This is a genomic window from Bradyrhizobium sp. USDA 4452 (assembly GCF_054063575.1).
In genome coordinates this window covers 6,851,350-6,868,565 of record NZ_JBSSGK010000001.1, presented here as the reverse complement: position 1 = coordinate 6,868,565, position 17,216 = coordinate 6,851,350, and the positions used below count along the sequence as shown (strand labels likewise).

18 protein-coding genes are annotated in these 17,216 nt (G+C 63.9%); 13 read left to right on the top strand and 5 right to left on the bottom strand.

Translation table 11 applies throughout. The features are described from left to right. The first annotated feature begins 88 nt into the window (after positions 1-88). Positions 89-1,795 (top strand): SulP family inorganic anion transporter, encoded by a 1,707-nt coding sequence (locus ACVISU_RS32105; protein WP_456709597.1) that lies wholly within the window; start codon positions 89-91, stop codon positions 1,793-1,795. A 71-nt stretch (positions 1,796-1,866) separates the two neighbouring features. Beyond that, positions 1,867-2,202, top strand: a complete 336-nt coding sequence (locus tag ACVISU_RS32100) for a hypothetical protein (protein WP_050401918.1) — start codon at positions 1,867-1,869, stop codon at positions 2,200-2,202. A 10-nt stretch (positions 2,203-2,212) separates the two neighbouring features. Here the strand turns inward: ACVISU_RS32100 and ACVISU_RS32095 are convergent, their stop codons facing one another. Further along, positions 2,213-2,638: a hypothetical protein gene (locus ACVISU_RS32095; RefSeq protein ID WP_456709596.1), complete on the bottom strand. Its 426-nt coding sequence runs from the start codon at positions 2,636-2,638 to the stop codon at positions 2,213-2,215. A 227-nt stretch (positions 2,639-2,865) separates the two neighbouring features. Further along, complete coding sequence (locus ACVISU_RS32090; protein WP_456709595.1) at positions 2,866-4,290, bottom strand: FAD-binding oxidoreductase; 1,425 nt, start codon at positions 4,288-4,290, stop codon at positions 2,866-2,868. 161 nt (positions 4,291-4,451) lie between these two features. Here ACVISU_RS32090 and ACVISU_RS32085 point away from each other — a divergent pair, with 161 nt between their 5' ends. Next, entirely contained in the window at positions 4,452-4,940 is a 489-nt protein-coding gene (locus ACVISU_RS32085) for a thioesterase family protein (RefSeq protein ID WP_050401952.1), read from the top strand. A gap of 28 nt (positions 4,941-4,968) precedes the next feature. Here ACVISU_RS32085 and ACVISU_RS32080 read toward each other — a convergent pair whose 3' ends face one another. Beyond that, a complete protein-coding gene (locus ACVISU_RS32080) occupies positions 4,969-5,142 on the bottom strand; it encodes a DUF1328 domain-containing protein (protein ID WP_021077209.1) in 174 nt (57 codons plus the stop codon). 291 nt (positions 5,143-5,433) lie between these two features. Here ACVISU_RS32080 and ACVISU_RS32075 point away from each other — a divergent pair, with 291 nt between their 5' ends. From ACVISU_RS32075 to ACVISU_RS32055, 5 genes are all read left to right on the top strand, one after another. Then, positions 5,434-7,950, top strand: a complete 2,517-nt coding sequence (locus tag ACVISU_RS32075) for an ATP-dependent helicase (protein WP_456709594.1) — start codon at positions 5,434-5,436, stop codon at positions 7,948-7,950. 63 nt (positions 7,951-8,013) lie between these two features. Beyond that, the gene (locus ACVISU_RS32070; protein ID WP_050401921.1) at positions 8,014-8,427 is read left to right on the top strand and encodes a hypothetical protein; all 414 of its coding nucleotides are present in this window, start codon (positions 8,014-8,016) and stop codon (positions 8,425-8,427) included. Continuing rightward, entirely contained in the window at positions 8,424-9,116 is a 693-nt protein-coding gene (locus ACVISU_RS32065) for an OmpA family protein (RefSeq protein WP_456709593.1), read from the top strand. Before ACVISU_RS32070 ends, ACVISU_RS32065 begins: the two co-directional genes overlap by 4 nt. 316 nt (positions 9,117-9,432) lie before the next feature. After that, positions 9,433-10,356, top strand: a complete 924-nt coding sequence (locus ACVISU_RS32060; protein ID WP_456709592.1) for an ABC transporter ATP-binding protein — start codon at positions 9,433-9,435, stop codon at positions 10,354-10,356. Continuing rightward, positions 10,353-11,114 carry an ABC transporter permease gene (locus tag ACVISU_RS32055; protein WP_050401924.1) on the top strand — a complete coding sequence of 254 codons (762 nt, stop codon included), beginning with the start codon at positions 10,353-10,355 and terminating at the stop codon, positions 11,112-11,114. The genes ACVISU_RS32060 and ACVISU_RS32055 overlap by 4 nt, the downstream gene beginning before the upstream one ends. Before the next feature lie 122 nt (positions 11,115-11,236). Here ACVISU_RS32055 and ACVISU_RS32050 read toward each other — a convergent pair whose 3' ends face one another. Further along, the gene (locus tag ACVISU_RS32050) at positions 11,237-11,566 is read right to left on the bottom strand and encodes a hypothetical protein (RefSeq protein ID WP_050401925.1); all 330 of its coding nucleotides are present in this window, start codon (positions 11,564-11,566) and stop codon (positions 11,237-11,239) included. A gap of 288 nt (positions 11,567-11,854) precedes the next feature. Between ACVISU_RS32050 and ACVISU_RS32045 the strand changes: the two genes are divergently transcribed. Both ACVISU_RS32045 and ACVISU_RS32040 read left to right on the top strand, forming a co-directional pair. Further along, positions 11,855-12,649 carry a L,D-transpeptidase gene (locus ACVISU_RS32045; RefSeq protein WP_456709591.1) on the top strand — a complete coding sequence of 265 codons (795 nt, stop codon included), beginning with the start codon at positions 11,855-11,857 and terminating at the stop codon, positions 12,647-12,649. Between the two features lie 256 nt (positions 12,650-12,905). Then, a complete protein-coding gene (locus tag ACVISU_RS32040) occupies positions 12,906-13,823 on the top strand; it encodes an alpha/beta fold hydrolase (RefSeq protein ID WP_456709590.1) in 918 nt (305 codons plus the stop codon). On the opposite strand, the gene ACVISU_RS32035 is transcribed toward ACVISU_RS32040, so the two are convergent. After that, entirely contained in the window at positions 13,802-14,359 is a 558-nt protein-coding gene (locus ACVISU_RS32035) for a DUF308 domain-containing protein (protein ID WP_456709589.1), read from the bottom strand. The two genes, ACVISU_RS32040 and ACVISU_RS32035, sit on opposite strands and share 22 nt — an antisense overlap. Positions 14,360-14,499: 140 nt before the next feature. On the opposite strand from ACVISU_RS32035, the gene ACVISU_RS32030 reads away from it, so the two are divergent. From ACVISU_RS32030 to ACVISU_RS32020, 3 genes are all read left to right on the top strand, one after another. After that, complete coding sequence (locus ACVISU_RS32030; protein ID WP_456709588.1) at positions 14,500-15,087, top strand: TetR/AcrR family transcriptional regulator; 588 nt, start codon at positions 14,500-14,502, stop codon at positions 15,085-15,087. A gap of 228 nt (positions 15,088-15,315) precedes the next feature. Further along, positions 15,316-16,473: a hypothetical protein gene (locus tag ACVISU_RS32025; RefSeq protein ID WP_456709587.1), complete on the top strand. Its 1,158-nt coding sequence runs from the start codon at positions 15,316-15,318 to the stop codon at positions 16,471-16,473. Beyond that, positions 16,470-16,904 (top strand): M23 family metallopeptidase, encoded by a 435-nt coding sequence (locus ACVISU_RS32020; protein ID WP_456709586.1) that lies wholly within the window; start codon positions 16,470-16,472, stop codon positions 16,902-16,904. The genes ACVISU_RS32025 and ACVISU_RS32020 overlap by 4 nt, the downstream gene beginning before the upstream one ends. Positions 16,905-17,216: the final 312 nt, after the last annotated feature.

Genomic DNA, 17,216 nt, shown 5'->3' with positions numbered 1-17,216 from the left:
TTCGCGCCTGCACGCGCGCGTCCGCTGGCTTTTGGCGCCGCGATGGCGGACTATTCCGTCCCTTCGCCGCCAGATGAGTCGGAGACCGATGGCCCAAACCCCCGCGACACGCGCCCGCTGGCCGATCTTCCGCTCGTTGGCCGACTTTCAGCCGAGCGACTTGCCGGGCGACCTGATCGCCGGGCTGACGCTCGCCGCAATCGCGATCCCCGAGCAGATGGCGACCGCCCGACTCGGCGGCTTCTCGCCGCAGATCGGCTTCTTCGCCTTCATGGCCGGCTCGCTCGGCTTTGCTATGCTCGGCGCCAACCGCTTCCTGTCCTGCGGCGCCGATTCCACGATCACGCCGATCTTCGCGGCCGGCCTTGCACTGATGGCGACCGCCGGCACACCCGACTATCAGTCGTTGGCGATGGCACTGGCGCTGATGGTCGGCGCGATCATGGTCGCCGGCGGCCTGTTCAGGCTCGGCTGGATCGCCAATTTGCTGTCGACGCCGGTGACGGTCGGCTTCCTCGCCGGCATTTCCGTCCACATCCTGGTCTCGCAGCTGCCCGGCGTGCTCGGCGTAACTACGCCGGACGGCGCGACGCTCTACAAGCTCGGGATTCTCATCGAAAAGATCGGCCAGACCAATACCTACACGCTGGCGATCGGCCTCGGCGTGCTGGCTCTGGTTGCCGGATCGGAGAAGATCAGCGCGCGGATTCCGGGCGCGCTGATCGGGCTTGTGGTGGCGACCATCGCCGTGATCGCGGGCCATCTCGAAAGCAAGGGCGTCAAGGTGGTCGGCACCGTGCCCGCGTCGCTGCCAACGCCGTCGCTTCCGGACATCGCGCCGGAGCGATGGATCAAATTGTTGTCGCTGGCGATCCTGATCGCGATCGTGGTGATGGTGCAAACCGCAGCGACGACGCGCTCGTTTCTCTCAGATCCGGACAAGCCGGCCGACGTCGATCGCGACTTCCTCGGCGCCGGTGCCGGCAGTCTGCTCGCCGGCCTGTTCGGCGCCTTCCCCGTCAACGCAAGCCCGCCGCGCACCGGCATCGTGTCGGAGACCGGCGGCCGCACGCAGCTCGCCGGGCTGTTCGCCGCGGCCATCGTGCTCGCCCTGCTGGCATTCGGTGCGACGCTGCTGCAGCACGTGCCCGATGCGGCGCTCGGCGGCGTCCTGCTGTTCGTGGCGCTGCGCATCATCCGCCTCAAGCAGATCGTCACGATCTACCGCCAGTCGTTCTACGAATTCCTGCTGGTGGCGGCGACAGCCGCCGCGATCATCGTGCTGCCGATCGAGCAAGGCGTCGCGGTCGGCATCGCGCTGTCGCTGCTGCACGGCATCTGGACCACGACACAGGGCCGGCTGGTGGAATTCCTCCATGTGCCCGGCACCACGATCTGGTGGCCAACGGGACCGCACGTCACCGGCGAACGCAAGCCCGGCATCGCGGTGGTCGGCCTGCAGGCCCCGTTGTCGTTCCTCAACGCGGAAAGCTTCAGCAGCGGCGTGCTCAAGGCCATCGGCGGCGCGACGTCGAAGCCGAGGCTGCTGGTGATCGAGGCCAGCGGCATGGTCGAGATCGATTTCACGGCGGCGCAGGCGCTGCGCGACCTGTTTCGCGAATGCCGGGATGACGGTGTGACGGTGGCGGTGGCGCGGCTCGAATCCACCCGCGCGCAGGAGGCGTTCGAGCGATTCAATCTCTACGACGTGCTGCAGCGGGACCACGTCTTCCACAGCGTCGACGAGGCGGTGCGGGCGCTGGACGGAGAGAACCACCGCCTCGGGAACACTTGATACAGGTCAACAACCGTCGACGTCCCTGCTTGTAATCCTGTTGCGAGCGGCAACGACACGATGCTGGTGCGATGACGAGACCTGTGCCCGATCGAGCGGAAATTGCGCTTGAATATCCTGACAAGTTCTTTGTCGGGACCTTCGAGCGCTCGTCGCGATTTGAGGCGCACCTCGATCCGAATGGCTTCACCTTGATCCTCGAGCGCCCGGGTGACGAGGCCACGCGCAAATCGGTTCACATGCATATCAACTTTGGTCTGTTCGCCAGCATTCTGAGCGACCTGGCGGCGTCGGTGAGCCGTGTTCCGAACGATGATATTCTGCATCGTGATCAGCTCGCACGAGCGGTTGCCGAATTGCACCGGGCGCTGGCCAAGGAGGAGGTACGTGGCGACGGTGCCTCGTGATGGCAGCAGGTCAGGCCTGGCGCGCTGAACCTGCAGGATCAGCGCAAGCCCCCTCTTCCTCCAGCATCGGATGCTCCCTCACCACCTCCGCCTTGATCGAGCCCGCGTGGATGGCGCGGAACAGCGCCCGCCCGGTCTTGATGTTGTTGGCTTTCAAGCAGAGACCGACGATCTCGCGCACCGCAGAATCGCGCACCAGCGCGTCGGAGATCTTCATCGCGGTCTCCATCGCCGCCTTGGCGGCACGCTCGTAGCGATCGCGCTCGATCTGCTGCTGCTTCGGCGAGCGCTTGCCGGGCGAGCCGATCGCCTCGGCACAGCCGGCCGCATCACGGCAGATCGCACGGATTCTGTGTGCAGCCTCGATGTCGCCGAGCGGCTGCGCGACCGGATCGTCCCAGATGTCCTTGAGCTTGGCCTTGTTGAACAACCACATCGCCGCACCTCGAAGCGCGGCAAACATAGCTGTCCCCGGTGCAACCTGTGAATGGCAGAGTCTGCGCGACGCCGAGCAAGCGGCGAACTATGGCACCGGGGCCACACCAACCAGGTGCTTCGCGCGATGCGCGCCTGGAGCTGGAGGCCGTGATCACAGCCGGTCACACACGGTGGGCAAGAAAGTGCCCGCGGACGCAGATGAATCCTCCGCTGTGTGACGACGCCTCAGATGGCGGGAACGATCTTGCCGGGATTGAAAATATTCTGCGGATCGAGCGCCTGCTTCAGCGCCCGCATCGCGTCGAGCGCCTCCACCCCGAGCTCGGCCTTCAGATATTTCTGCTTGCCCTGGCCGATGCCGTGCTCGCCGGTGCAGGTGCCGCCCATCGCCTGCGCCCGTTCGACCAGCCGATGCATGAACTCCTCGCCGCGCGCCATCTCGTCCTTGTCGTTGACGTCGCAGACCAGCGAACAGTGGAAATTGCCGTCGCCGACATGGCCGACGATCGGCGACAGCAAATTGAGCCGCTTCAGATCGTCCTCGGTCTCGGTGACGCAGTCGGCAAGCCGCGAGATCGGCACACAGACGTCGGTCGCGACCACGCCGATGCTGTCGCCGGGACGGATCGCCTTCACCGACCAGTAGGCATCATGCCGAGCCTGCCACAGCTTGGTACGGTCCTCCGGCTTGGTGGTCCAGGTGAACTCGCCGCCGCCGCACTCGGCGGCGATGTCGCGGAAATTCTTCGACTGCTCGGCGACCTCGACCTCGCTGCCGTGGAATTCCAGCAGCAGCAGCGGCGTCTCCGGCAGCGACAGCTTCGAATAATTGTTGCAGGCCTTGACCTGCGCGGCATTGAGCAGCTCGATCCGGGCGACCGGGATGCCGGTCTGGATCGCGAGGATGGTGGCCTGGCAGGCGCCGCGCACGGTGTCGAACGAACAGGCGGCAGCCGCGATGGTGTCGGGAATGCCGCGCAGGCGGATGGTCAGCTCGGAGATGATGCCGAGCGTGCCTTCAGCGCCGACGAACAGATGCGTCAGGTCGTAGCCGGCCGACGACTTCTTGGCGCGCGTGCCGGTCGTGATGATCTCGCCGTCGCCGCGCACCACCTTCAGCGCCAGCACGTTCTCGCGCATGGTGCCGTAGCGCACGGCATTGGTGCCGGAGGCGCGGGTCGAGGTCATGCCGCCGAGCGAGGCATCGGCGCCGGGATCGATCGGGAAGAACAGGCCCTGGTCGCGCAGATGCTCGTTCAGTGCCTTGCGCGTCACGCCGGGCTGAATCACGCAGTCGAGGTCCTCGGCATGCACCGCGAGCACCTTGTTCATATCGCGCAGATCGATACAGACGCCGCCCGCGGGCGCGTTGACCTGGCCCTCGAGCGAGGTTCCGGTGCCGAACGCGATGACGGGCACGCGGTTTGCGGCGCAGATCCGCACCACGTCCTGGATGTCGGCGGTCTCCTGGGCCATCACCACGGCATCCGGCGGCTGGTTCGGCAGCCAGGTGGTGGTATGGGCGTGCTGTTCGCGCACCGCCTGCGACGTCACGAGCCGGTTGCCGAACCGCGCCGCCAGCGCGTCGATCACGCGCTTCAGGGCCTCCGGCTCAGGTCGCGTCAGATTGCTCGAAATCGTTGTCGCCACGTCGAATTTCCTCCCGGATTTAGCCGACCGTGGCAAAGCTTGTATAAGGGGTCAAGAGAGCCTGACTTGAAAAAGTGGACGCCGGAGCCACAGAAAAGTTCATGCTCGAACGCCAACGAACCGAGATGGGAGAGATCACCCCAGTGACTGTCACCAGCGAGATGCCGCTGCCGCCGGCCCCGTTCAAATCTTCCGTGATGCAGATCGAGCCGCAATGGATCGACTATAACGGCCATCTCAACATGGCCTACTACAATGTGATGTTCGACCGCGCCATCGACGAGATGTGGCTGCAACTGGGCATCGGGCCGGCCTACATGAAGCAACGGCACTGCTCGACCTTCACCGCCGAGTGTCACGTCCGGTACTTGCGGGAAATCCATCTCGGCGATCCCGTGCAGGTCTCGGTCTTCCTGCTCGGCGCCGACGAAAAGCGGCTGCACACATTCGAGGAGCTGCGCCACGCCACCGAGGGTTGGCTTTCCGCGACCTCGGAGAACCTCACGCTCCACATCGACATGGAAGCGCGCAAGGTGGCGCCGTTTCCACCGGACATCCGCGCCCGCACTCAGAAGATCCTGGATAGCTATGCAGACGTGTCGCGACCTGAGGGCATCGGCCGCAACGTGGCGATGCCCTCGAAGAAATAGCCAGCCCTTCGCTGGACCCAGCCTTTCGCTAGACTCTGGTGCGGCCGCGCGCCAATCCGACCACCGCCGACACCAGGAACAGGATGATGGCGATGAAGAAGATCGCCTTGGCGATTTCGATCGAGGCACCGGCGATGCCGCCGAAGCCCAGAATGCCTGCGATCAGGGCGATGACCAGGAATGTGACGACCCAGCTCAACATGATCAAACCTCCGCTCGTATCCTTGTGCGTTTCCTGGCGCAGGCATCGGCCCGGCGCCGCAGCTGTCGAAACAATTCGGCGAGAAAACGCTGGTTCCTGAGTGCGAAACCGCGAAATTTTCGCCGATTTCTGGAACCAGGCCGATTGTGCGCTGCTGCCAAAACCGTTCCAGGCGCCGGCGATAAAACCTGTCGAAACGGCCGATCAGGCCCTATATGCCCCTCAATCCCTGTTAAGAAGGCTCCCCTTCACCGTCCCGCGGTGCCATCGTGGGGCCGAGACGATTCGCCAATGACCGAGCCGAGCAAACTGCCCCATCACGGCGTTCCCGAGCACCAGCCGGTGGCTGGCGGCATCGCCGCGCGTGCGCGGGCGGCGGCGGGCGTTCCGCAATATCTGAGCGGCCTCAATCCGGAGCAGCGTGAGGCGGTCGAAACGCTCGACGGGCCCGTGCTGGTGCTGGCCGGTGCCGGCACCGGCAAGACGCGCGTCCTGACCACGCGCATCGCACATATCCTGAGCCAGGGCCGCGCGCGCCCGCAAGAGATCCTGTCGGTGACCTTCACCAACAAGGCGGCGCGCGAGATGAAGCTGCGGCTCGGCCAGATGCTCGGCCAGGCGGTCGAAGGCATGCCGTGGCTCGGCACCTTCCACTCGATCGGCGGCCGCATCCTGCGCATCCATGCCGAGCTGGTGCAGCTCAAATCCAACTTCACGGTGCTCGACGTCGACGATCAGGTGCGGCTCTTGAAGCAATTGCTGCAGGCCGAGAACATCGATGACAAACGCTGGCCGGCGCGGATGCTGGCCGGCCTGATCGACAGCTGGAAGAACCGCGGGCTGTCGCCGTCGCAGGTGCCGGCGGGCGAAGCCGCCTCGTTCGGCAACGGCAAGGGCGGCAAGATCTACGCGACCTATCAGGAGCGGCTGAAGATCCTCAACGCCGCCGATTTCGGGGACCTTCTGCTCGAGAACATCAGGCTGTTCCGCGAGAACCCCGACGTGCTGCGGCAGTACCAGAACCGCTTCAAGTTCATCCTGGTCGACGAATATCAAGACACCAACGTCGCACAATATCTGTGGCTGCGGCTGCTGTCGCAGGCGCCGGCGCGGCCGGGTCTTCCCATCTCGGCGATCATTCCCGGCGCGACCGACGCTGAACCGGCGAAGGAAGACGCCGCCGCGCAACCGGTGCTGGCTCCGCCGTCCGCGCCGCCGCGAAACATCTGCTGCGTCGGCGACGATGACCAGTCGATCTATGGCTGGCGCGGCGCCGAGGTCGACAACATCCTGCGCTTCGAGCACGATTTTCCCGGCGCCAAGGTGATCCGCCTCGAGCGCAACTACCGCTCGACCGGCCACATCCTCGCCGCCGCCTCGCATCTGATCGCGCACAACGAAGGCCGGCTCGGCAAGACGCTGCGCACCGAGGATGTCGATGGCGAGAAGGTCACCGTCACCGGCTCCTGGGATTCGGAGGAGGAAGCGCGCGCAATCGGCGAGGAGCTCGAGGAGCTGCAGCGCGCGGGCGAAAACCTCAACGACGTCGCCATCCTGGTCCGCGCCTCGTTCCAGATGCGCGAGTTCGAGGACCGCTTCGTCACGCTCGGCCTGCCCTATCGCGTGATCGGCGGCCCCAGATTCTACGAGCGCGCCGAAATCCGCGATGCGCTCGCCTATCTGCGCACCATCAATTCGCCGGCCGACGATTTCGCTTTCGAGCGCATCGTCAACGTGCCGAAACGCGGGCTCGGCGATGCCACCGTGCAGCTGCTGCACGACCATGCCCGCAAGCGCCGCATTCCGCTGTTCGAGGCGGCGCGGGCCGTGGTCGAGACCGACGAGCTGAAGCCGAAGGCACGCGGCTCCTTACGGGATCTCGTGATGCAGTTCGACCGCTGGCGCGCCCAACGCGAGGTCACCTCGCATACGGAGCTCGCCGAGATCGTGCTCGACGAGAGCGGCTATACCGAGATGTGGCAGAAGGACCGCTCGGCGGATGCCGCGGGCCGGCTTGACAACCTTAAGGAGCTGGTGCGGTCGATGGAGGAATTTGAGAACCTGCAAGGGTTTCTCGAACATATCTCGCTGGTGATGGACCGCGACGGCGAGGCCGGCGACGAAGCCGTGTCGCTGATGACGCTGCATTCGGCCAAGGGCCTCGAATTCGACAACGTGTTCCTGCCGGGCTGGGAGGAAGGCCTGTTCCCGAGCCAGCGCACGCTGGACGAACAGGGCCGCGCCGGGCTCGAAGAGGAGCGCCGCCTCGCCCATGTCGGGCTGACCCGCGCCCGCCGCCGCGCAAAGATCTATTTCGCGACCAACCGCCGCATCCATGGCACCTGGTCGACCACGATCCCCTCGCGCTTCCTCGACGAGCTGCCGGCGCACAATGTCGAGATCACCGAATCCAAGGGCGGATCGGGCTGGGGCGGCAGCGGCGGCTACGGCGCCTCGCGCTTCGACAACCTCGAATCATTCGGCTCGAGCTATTCGACGCCGGGCTGGCAGCGCGCCCAGGCCAACCGCAATCGCGGCGGCGGGGGACGCAGCGGCGGCTTCGAGGAGCGGCAGTCCTCCTTTTCATCCGATAGCTTCAGCCGCAGCAAGCGCGGCCCGATGGTCATCGAGGGCGAGCTGGTGGCGAAATCCACCGGCACGACATCGGAATTTTCGCTGGACGACCGGGTGTTTCACGAGAAATTCGGCTACGGCCATGTCGTGAAGATCGACGGCAACAAGCTGACCATCGCCTTCGAAAAGGCCGGCGAGAAGAAGGTGGTCGACAGCTTTGTGGAACGGGCGTGACAGAACCACCTTCCCTGTTCGTAGCCCTTGACCATCGCTGATTTCACGGGTTGAGATGGACCCATGGTCCGGGGTGGGTTTTTCCTTTTTGTCATCGCGCTCACTGCGCCGTCGCTGGCGGTCGCGGAGACGATCAGCTTTGGCGATTCCGCAGCGCAACTCGCCAAGGCTTGCGGCGCAGACATCACTGCCAATTGCCGCGGCGTCAATCTCGACTCCAACCGCCTCAAGGAGTGCCTGTCGCGCAACCGCGACGTGATCTCGTCGCAGTGCAAGGAGAGCTACTTCTCCACCCTCGATGCGATCCAGAAGCGGATCGCGGCGCGCGTGACCGTTGCCAACGCGTGCACCCGCGAGATCGTCAAGGTCTGCGGCGGCTCGACCAAGGAGACCAGCAAATCGGTGCCCTGCCTCGTCGGCGCCAAGGGCCTCAGCCGCAATTGCGCCCAGGCGATCAACGACGCGGGGTATCAATGATGCGCCTGACGACGCGAGGCTTGCGCGATCCTGATCTCTTGGGCGTGCTCGGCATGCTGGTCTTGCTGGCGATGCCGCTCGGCCCGACGCATGCGCAGACCGCCGTCACGCGCGACGACGTCATCGCCAAGCTGGATCATTTCGAGACCGACGCCGAGATCGATGTGCCGGCGCTGCGCCAGCAGGCGCTCGAACGATCGCGGTCGCGATCGAGGAACGAGCCGCCGCCCTCGAACCGGCCGCCGATCGCCCCCGACCTGACCAAGCTGCCGACGTTCAACGCCGATATCCGGTTCGACGTCGATACGCCGATCGTGCTGCCGGACTCCTACGTAACCGTCGGACGCATCGCCGACGCGCTGACGCATTCCACCCTGCTGCCCTACACCTTCCTGATCGTCGGTCATATCGAATCGGGCGGGCGCCGCGACAACAACGTGCTGCTGAGCCAGCGGCGCGCCGACGCGATCCGCGACATCCTGGTCAACACCTTCAAGGTCGCGCCGAAGCGCCTGCAGTCGGTCGGGCTAGGCGAAGAGCAATTGCTCGACCCGGCCAAACCCAACGCGCCGGTCAACAACCAGGTGCAGATCATGCTGGTCGGCAAGCTCGCCGACGCCGCGCCGGCCGCGCACCCGGCCCCGGCGGCGGCCGCCAAGAAGCCGGCGAAACCGGCGAAGCGGCACTGATTGGCAAGAGGCACTAATTGGATTGAATAGCGGGGAGTCGGAACTGCGTCCCCTCCCGCCCATACGCGACGTACTCGGGACGAGGGGCAACTCCCGACTGGTCAAGCTGCAATGTCCGCCGCCAGCCGCCGGCTCCTTTGCATGGGGTTGTTTTCGATATTTTGTCCGTGCGCCCCTGAGGCGCGCTGCGGAATAAATTTCTGCCCCGACGGGTGATTGCAGAACGGAATATGCGTTCTTATCTGGGCTGAACCCGCATCACGCCCCGCCCGGGCCCCAATCCGCGCGCGCCCTTCCCTCACGCTGCCGATCCTCCATGTCGCCGATCATTTCCGTATCCAATCTTTCGAAAACCTATGGCTCCGGCTTCAAGGCGCTGAAGGGCGTCAATCTCGATATCGTCAAGGGCGAGATCTTCGCGCTGCTCGGACCGAACGGCGCCGGCAAGACCACGCTGATCAGCATCATCTGCGGCATCGCCAATCCGAGCGAAGGCCGCATTTCGATCGGCGGACACGACATCATCAGGGACTATCGCGCGGCGCGATCGATGATCGGGCTGGTTCCGCAGGAACTGCACACCGACGCCTTCGAGTCGGTCTGGGCAACGGTCAGCTTCAGCCGCGGCCTGTTCGGCAAGCCTAAGAACCCCGACCATATCGAGAAGGTGCTGCGCGACCTGTCGCTGTGGGACAAGAAGGACAGCAAGATCATCACGCTGTCCGGCGGCATGAAGCGCCGCGTGATGATCGCGAAAGCGCTGTCGCACGAGCCGCAAATCCTGTTCCTCGACGAGCCCACCGCCGGCGTCGACGTCGAATTGCGCAAGGGGATGTGGGAAGTGGTGCGCAAACTGCAGGCGTCCGGCGTCACCATCATCCTGACCACGCATTATATCGAGGAAGCCGAGGAGATGGCCGACCGCATCGGCGTCATCAACAAGGGCGAGATCATCCTGATCGAGGACAAGGCGACCCTGATGCAGAAGCTCGGCAAGAAGGAGCTGACGCTGCAATTGCAGAACAAGCTCGATGCCATTCCGGCTGCGCTCGCCGCCTACAATCTCGAACTCTCCGAGGACGGTCACGCGGTGACCTACGACTACGACACCAAGGGCGATCGCACCGGCATCACCAGCCTGCTCAACGATCTGCGCAATGCCGGCGTCCGGATATCCGATCTCGATACCAGGCAGTCCTCGCTTGAAGACATCTTCGTCAGCCTCGTGAGGGCGCCATGAACTACCGCGCAATCCGGGCGATCTATCTGTTCGAAATGGCGCGCACCTGGCGCACGCTGCTGCAGAGCATCGTCTCGCCCGTGGTCTCGACCTCGCTGTATTTCGTGGTGTTCGGCGCTGCGATCGGCTCGCGCATCACCGAGGTCGAGGGCGTCAGCTACGGCACTTTCATCGTGCCGGGGCTGGTGATGCTGTCGGTGCTGACCCAGAGCATCTCGAACGCCTCGTTCGGAATCTACTTCCCGAAATTCGCCGGCACGATCTACGAGATCCTGTCGGCGCCGATCTCCTATTTCGAGATCGTCATCGGTTACGTCGGCGCGGCCGCCACCAAGTCGATCATTCTCGGCCTGATCATCCTGGCCACCGCCGGACTTTTCGTACCTCTGCATATCCAGCATCCGGTGTGGATGCTGACCTTCCTGGTGCTGACGGCGGTCACCTTCAGCCTGTTCGGCTTCATCATCGGCATCTGGGCCGACGGCTTCGAGAAGCTGCAGATGATCCCGATGCTGGTGGTGACGCCGCTCACCTTCCTCGGCGGCAGCTTCTATTCGGTGAACATGCTGCCGTCGGGCTGGCGCACCCTCACGCTGTTCAATCCGGTGGTCTATCTGATCTCCGGCTTCCGCTGGAGCTTCTATGAGATCGCCGATGTCAGCGTCGGGCTCAGCCTCGGCATGACCGCGGGCTTCCTGATGGCCTGCATGGTGATCGTGGCATGGATATTCCGGACCGGCTACCGGCTGAAGAACTGACCAAGCTTCAGAAGGTCTCGTAGCCCGGATGAAGCGCAGCGTAATCCGGGACAGCCGCGCAATCTGGCGAGACCGGCCCCCGGAATTCGCTGCGCTCCATCCGGGCTACGGTTCTTCCCCAATCAATAGCAATGGAAATGGCCGTGGCGGTAATAGCCGCGGCAGCGGTGGCCACGGCGGTAGCCGCGATCCGGGATCCCGAACACGCCCTTGACCGCGCCCATGGCGCCGCCGACGCCGGCACCGACGGCTCCGCCAACCACACCGCCCACTGGACCTGCGACCCTGTTGCCCTCATAGGCGCCTTCATGCGCCCCGCGGACGATGCCCTGTGCATGGCCGGCATGGGGGACAGTCACCAGCGCCAAAGCGAGGGCTGCGGCCGCAAGCGGGAGCCGCGCGGAGAGGCCGGCTGGGACGACGGCCGCGGTCTTGACCTTGGTGTTGTTCATCTTGGTTCCTTGATGCGCGGCGCGAATGCGCCGCCGGGGCGGGATTGTGAAACGCGCATGCGGCCAAATGGTTGCGTCTCGGTGACCGACCAGGGCAGTAGTCGCGGCGTGCTCGCGAAAATGTCAGTCCGCCGTGACAGGAGGGCCCGGCTTCGGCCTTGTTTGCGCCGCGGGCGGAATTAACGATGCGCGAGGTTCGCCACTGGAACCAAGTTCGGATTCCGGGCATATTGGTTGCCGGGGACGGAGAGCCACGGCTTTGCAGGCCTGGAGGCCAAGGGTAATAGAATGCGTTCGTTCCTCATTGCGTTCACGTCCGTGATCCTTTTTACCGCCAGCGCCGCGCAGGCCAAGGTCGACATCACCATCGACAAGGACAACCAGCAGATGACGGTCGCGGTCGACGGCGTCGCGCGCTATCACTGGCCGGTCTCAACCGGCATCCCCTCCCGCGAAACCCCGAACGGCAGCTTCCGCGCGTTCCGCATGGAGGAGGATCACTATTCAAAGGAATTCGACGACGCGCCGATGCCGCACTCGATCTTCTTCACCAAGATAGGACACGCGATCCACGGCACCGACTCGGTCGGCCGCCTCGGCACACCGGCCTCGCATGGCTGTGTGCGGCTGTCGCGCGACAACGCATCGACGCTCTACGCCCTGGTCCAGAAGGAAGGCGTGCTCAACACCACGGTGACGCTCACCGGCTCGGCGCAAGTCGCGCTGGCACGCAATCCGCGCGGGCGCAACGGCACCGCCGTCGCCCGCCGCGCGCCGCAGCAAGACGAGCAGTACGGCACCGCCGCCGCCGGCGACCCTGTCGTCCTGACACCGCAGCCGCGCGAATATCCGGCGCAGGCCCGCGCCGATGACGGCTATATCTATCCGGCGGACGGAAGCTCGACTGCGCAGCGCTACCCGGCGCCGCCGTCAAGCCGCCGCGGCTACGACGCGCAGGCCTATGGCCAGCAGCAATACTACGCCAACCCGGGCTACGCGGCGGCGCCGCAAGGCTACTATCAGCCGCGGTCCTACTACCAGCAGCAGCAGCGCGGCTTCTACGGCAACAACTATCAGGACTGAGCAGCTCTCCTGATCCGCTGACGGCGCCGCAGGGAGCGCGCCGTCAGTTCGCGCTCCCCTCACCCGCTTGTGACCGTCGCAAAGGGCCGGCGTCGTCGTGCGCCGTAGCCGGTCGCCGCACTGTCATCCGATTGTAAAATTAGCCCGATATTCGGCGGCAAGAGCGCCCGCCTGGCCCCTGGAGGCCGATTCACGCGGAATGCCCATGAAGCCAGGGCGAGAAGCGCGGGTCGCGTAGGCAATATCAGAGGTCGACATGAAACGGGGCATCATTGTCCTTTGCCTGTGCATCGTGGCGATGGCCGGCTATTTCACGACGGACAGATGGGCCATCCGTCACACGACGCTGACGTTCCACGACGTTCTGCGCGACGATCGCAACGTCACGGTCGAGGTCGCGGTCCGGCGCGACCGGGAAATGCAGGCGATGGCCGAGATGATCGAGTTGCCGGTCGCGATCCTGAGCCATGGCAACACCGTCAGGAACACCGAGTACTCGTTCCTCACCAATGTGTTCGCATCACGCGGCTATCTCGTGGTCAGCGTCCAGCATGATCTCGACAGCGATGCGCCGATGGTGACCAAGGTCGGCGAGGAATATGTCGGCCGCCGCATGCAATATAATCGCGGCGTCTTCAACATCATGTATGCGATCGACGAGCTGAAGAAGCGCTATCCGAACGCAAACTATCGCCAGCTGACGCTGATCGGTCACTCCAACGGCGGCGACATCTCGATGTTCTTCGCCAAGCAACATCCTGACCTCGTCAAGAAGGTCGTGACGCTGGACAATCTGCGCGTCCCCTTCATCACCGACAGCAAGATCAAGATCCTGTCGTTCCGCTCCCGGGACCCGGTGTTCAAGGCCGATCCCGGCGTCGTGCCCGACGACGAGACCTGCGCGAGACTCGGCATCAAGGTGGTCAGGACCGAATTCCACCACAACGACCTCAGCGACCGCGGCCCCGACAGGGCGAAATCGTCGATCCAGGCCGGCGTCGAGCAATTCCTCGACGAGGACGCCGGTGAGACCTCGCCGACGATGCCGCTGCTCGCCGCTTCACACCCGCCTCCGCGACGACAGCGCCGCCGGAGAAGAAATAGCTGGCGCGTTGACGCCGAACTGGCGCTGCCCGACGCGCCAGGGAGCGTTCACGCACGTACGCTGCGATAGCCTTTGGCGACGAGCCAGATTGCAGAGAGCAGGAAATAGAACGCGCCGAATCCCGCATAGGGCGCGACGTCCAGAATTGTCGGCGCCACGGTGCCGATCGACCGGCTGATCATGTAGCCGCCGGCCAAGGCCGACTGCGCTCCGCTCAGGATCATCGCCCATTGCGCGCCAACATGACGCCAGCGCCTGACGCCGGTGGACAATTGCAGCACACCCGCGAGTATCGCCCAAACCCCGAACACTGCCAGAACGGCATAGCTGCTGTGGCTGAGCGCCACGATCACGGCGATCGCCGTAATTGTGCTGACCACCACATTCAATGCTTGTGACGGATTGGCTATCAGCCCGCCATTGACCCGGGCGTCAGCCAGATTGGCGGTAGCGTCCCAGGCAGGGTAGATCACGAGCAGGAACGCGGTGGGGCCCGCTTGCCCGCTGAAAAGAACGGCAGCGGCAACCCAGGCGATCGAGAAGATCGCGCGCCCGAAATAGTAGGATTGCAGCCAGCTGGATGGGGCTTGAAGTCGGCTTGGCATTGATTGACTCCTGTATGTTATAACTACCTTCTAGTAGGTAGACAGACAGTTCGGGTCAACCTGGCGGCGAGACACCTTCTTGTGTCGAGCGGGAGCACCGCCCGGCCTTACAACTTACCTATCGGAAGGTAGGCGCCGCCATGAGCTCAATGATCTCGACTTCAGACCGAATTCTCGATGTCGCGCAGTCTCGCGTCGTCACGGGAGGCTATAACGGGTTCAGCTACGCCGACATTTCGGATGCGGTCGGCATCAGGAAGGCGAGCATCCACCATCACTTCCCGACCAAGGCCGAGCTGGTTTCGGCGCTGGTCGACCGCTACCGGCAGCAGACAGAGCTTGGCCTGAACTCCCTGCAAGAGCAGTTCTCGAGCCCGGTCGAACAACTCCAGGCCTACCTGAACTTCTGGCAGGCCTGCATTCGGGATGCGTCGCTGCCCTTCTGTCTCTGCGCGATGCTTGCCGGCGAGATGCCGATGCTGCCGGACGAGGTCGCCTCGCGCGTCCGCGGCTACTTTCAAGGTCTCGCGCGATGGCTTGCGACGGTGCTGCAGGCCGGAGCGGAGCAACATCTGTTTCGCCTGGACAAGCGGCCGGACGAGGAAGCGCAGATGCTGATGGCCTCGGTTCACGGCGCGATGCTCTCGGCCCGGGCGTTCGGCGATCCCGAGTTGTTCGCCACCATCGTCGACGCCCAGATCGGCCGACTGCTGACGGCGGACCGCTAGCAAAGTGCCGGCCCGCTGCTGATCACGCAGGCGGCGATACATCGCTCGACTGTAGTGAAGCGCTCGGAATCCGGCCGCTCTCGCCGACACAGCTTGATCATCGCAAGTCCGGAGTCCGCGCGGGACATGCGCCTCGTTTTCTCACGGCGCGTGAGCGTCACGGCGCAAACGAAGGCAAGCCGAACATGCGTTGCGCTCAGAGCGCGCGTACAATCTCCCGGCGAGCACTTGACAATGTTCTCTATTTGTTCTAACGTTATCTCCTTTTCGTTGGTGCTGCTGTCAATGCTCGGTTCGTTTCCTCAAGCGCTGCGCGCTGTGTATCTCTTCGTTTGCGCAATATTGTTTGTGCCGCCGGCTTCAGCCGGTCCTGCGATTGCCCAAGAGAGCGGTCAGTCGCCGCGCCCCACACCCGTTCCTACATTTGAATCGCTGCCTCACACCGCATTGCCGACGGCGCGTTTCTATGGCTGGTGCGGCCAGCATGACCGATACCTTCTCGACGAAAACGGAGCGGTGAATGCCTATGAGGCCGGCAACAAGATCGCGGCAGTAGCGATTTCGCCCGGTAATCCATACCAATGTAGCAGCGACGGCCGGCAGTTGATCAACATCCATGGACAGCATGTGTTCATGGTTGATATTGCAAGCGGCGGCAGTCAATGGATTGCGTCGTATGATCGCGCGATAGCGTTCTCGCCGGATTTTAAGAGCGTCGCGAGCTCCGGTCCGCTCGAACTAAAGCCGCAGGCACCCGAGCTGAGGGTTGTTCAAGTCAAGGACAAGCGGACGGTAGGCCAGACGCAGCGGCCTGAGTGGATCAAATGGAGCGCGAATGGCTCGAGGATCGTCGTCGTCTATCCGACGTCCGTCGACATTCTGGACCGCAATGGCGTGAGTATCGCCTCGATGACGAAATCACCCGCAGGATGGGTCAAGGACGGTTGGTTCGAAGACGATCAACGAGTGGTGACACTCTTCATGGAAACAGAGCAACCTCCAGGATCCATTCTCAAGTGTAGCGTCGCTGAAAAAAAGTGTCTCGCCAGGCCGCGAATTGAGTCCATCTCGATCGGTGGGCGAGGAATTGTGGGCACGATCATCCCACTGGGAAAGCCGCCGGTGCGGGTCGACGACTCGATCCTCCTCTCGAAGGAATACGCCGCCGAGATCAGAAACGCCAATTCCAGACTTCTCGTGCGCCAGGTGTTTCCGATCAAGACCGGCCGCTGGTCGTTTCGAATTGCGGTGTCCCCTTCCGAAAGGCAGTCGATCCTGACGTGGAACGACGATAATCAACCGGGATGCGTATACGGAGAGGGCAGCGCCGGCGTTTACAAATGCAGGCAGGGCATGCTCGTTGATTTGACCAAGGTGATTAAATGACTGATCGATATCGTCCCTACGTTCCTCCAAGGCCGCCGCGACCGTTCAAGCGGAACTCCGATTATGCGCCGCGGATGCACCCCGTATTGCACGTGGAGAAATTCCACGCTGGCGTCGATTACGCTGCGCCCCATGGAACCCCAATTCCGGCTCAAACCCCCGGCGAGGTCGTTTATTCGGGCTTCAACGAGGGTTGCGGAAACACGGTCATCGTGAAGACGACGAACGGCTACGGACTCTATGCACATATGGATGAGCCCCCTCAGGTACGCATGGGCGATCGCGTCTGGCCCGGTGACATTGTCGGTCGCGTCGGCGGCACTGGCAAGTTCTCGAAAGGGAACCATTTGCACTATTCTGTCATTAAGCCGCTCGAGAAGCCGGACAGGCTGAACGCCAAGGGCACCGGGAGCATCGGGGTTCAATGTTGACGAACCGCATACGGACAATCCGGACACGTTCGACACGGCCATCCATTACCCAAACGAGACGCTGGCGGCGGGCCGCGCCATGGTCGGACCAAACGATACGAACGACGCGCTGGCGTTCGGAAGCCGCCGCGGTCCGCTGATCTCAGCCTCTCCGCTTCATCAGTTCGGATTGTCTCAACCGGATCGCGGGACGTCGTTCGCCGAACGCTTCGGCGACTGGCGACCGGCATCGTCCGATGGTCAGGTGAGCGCGCCCCGTGGATTGGCCGGCATGCTCGAGGAATACTTGCAGCAGCAAGGCGTGCGAGGACC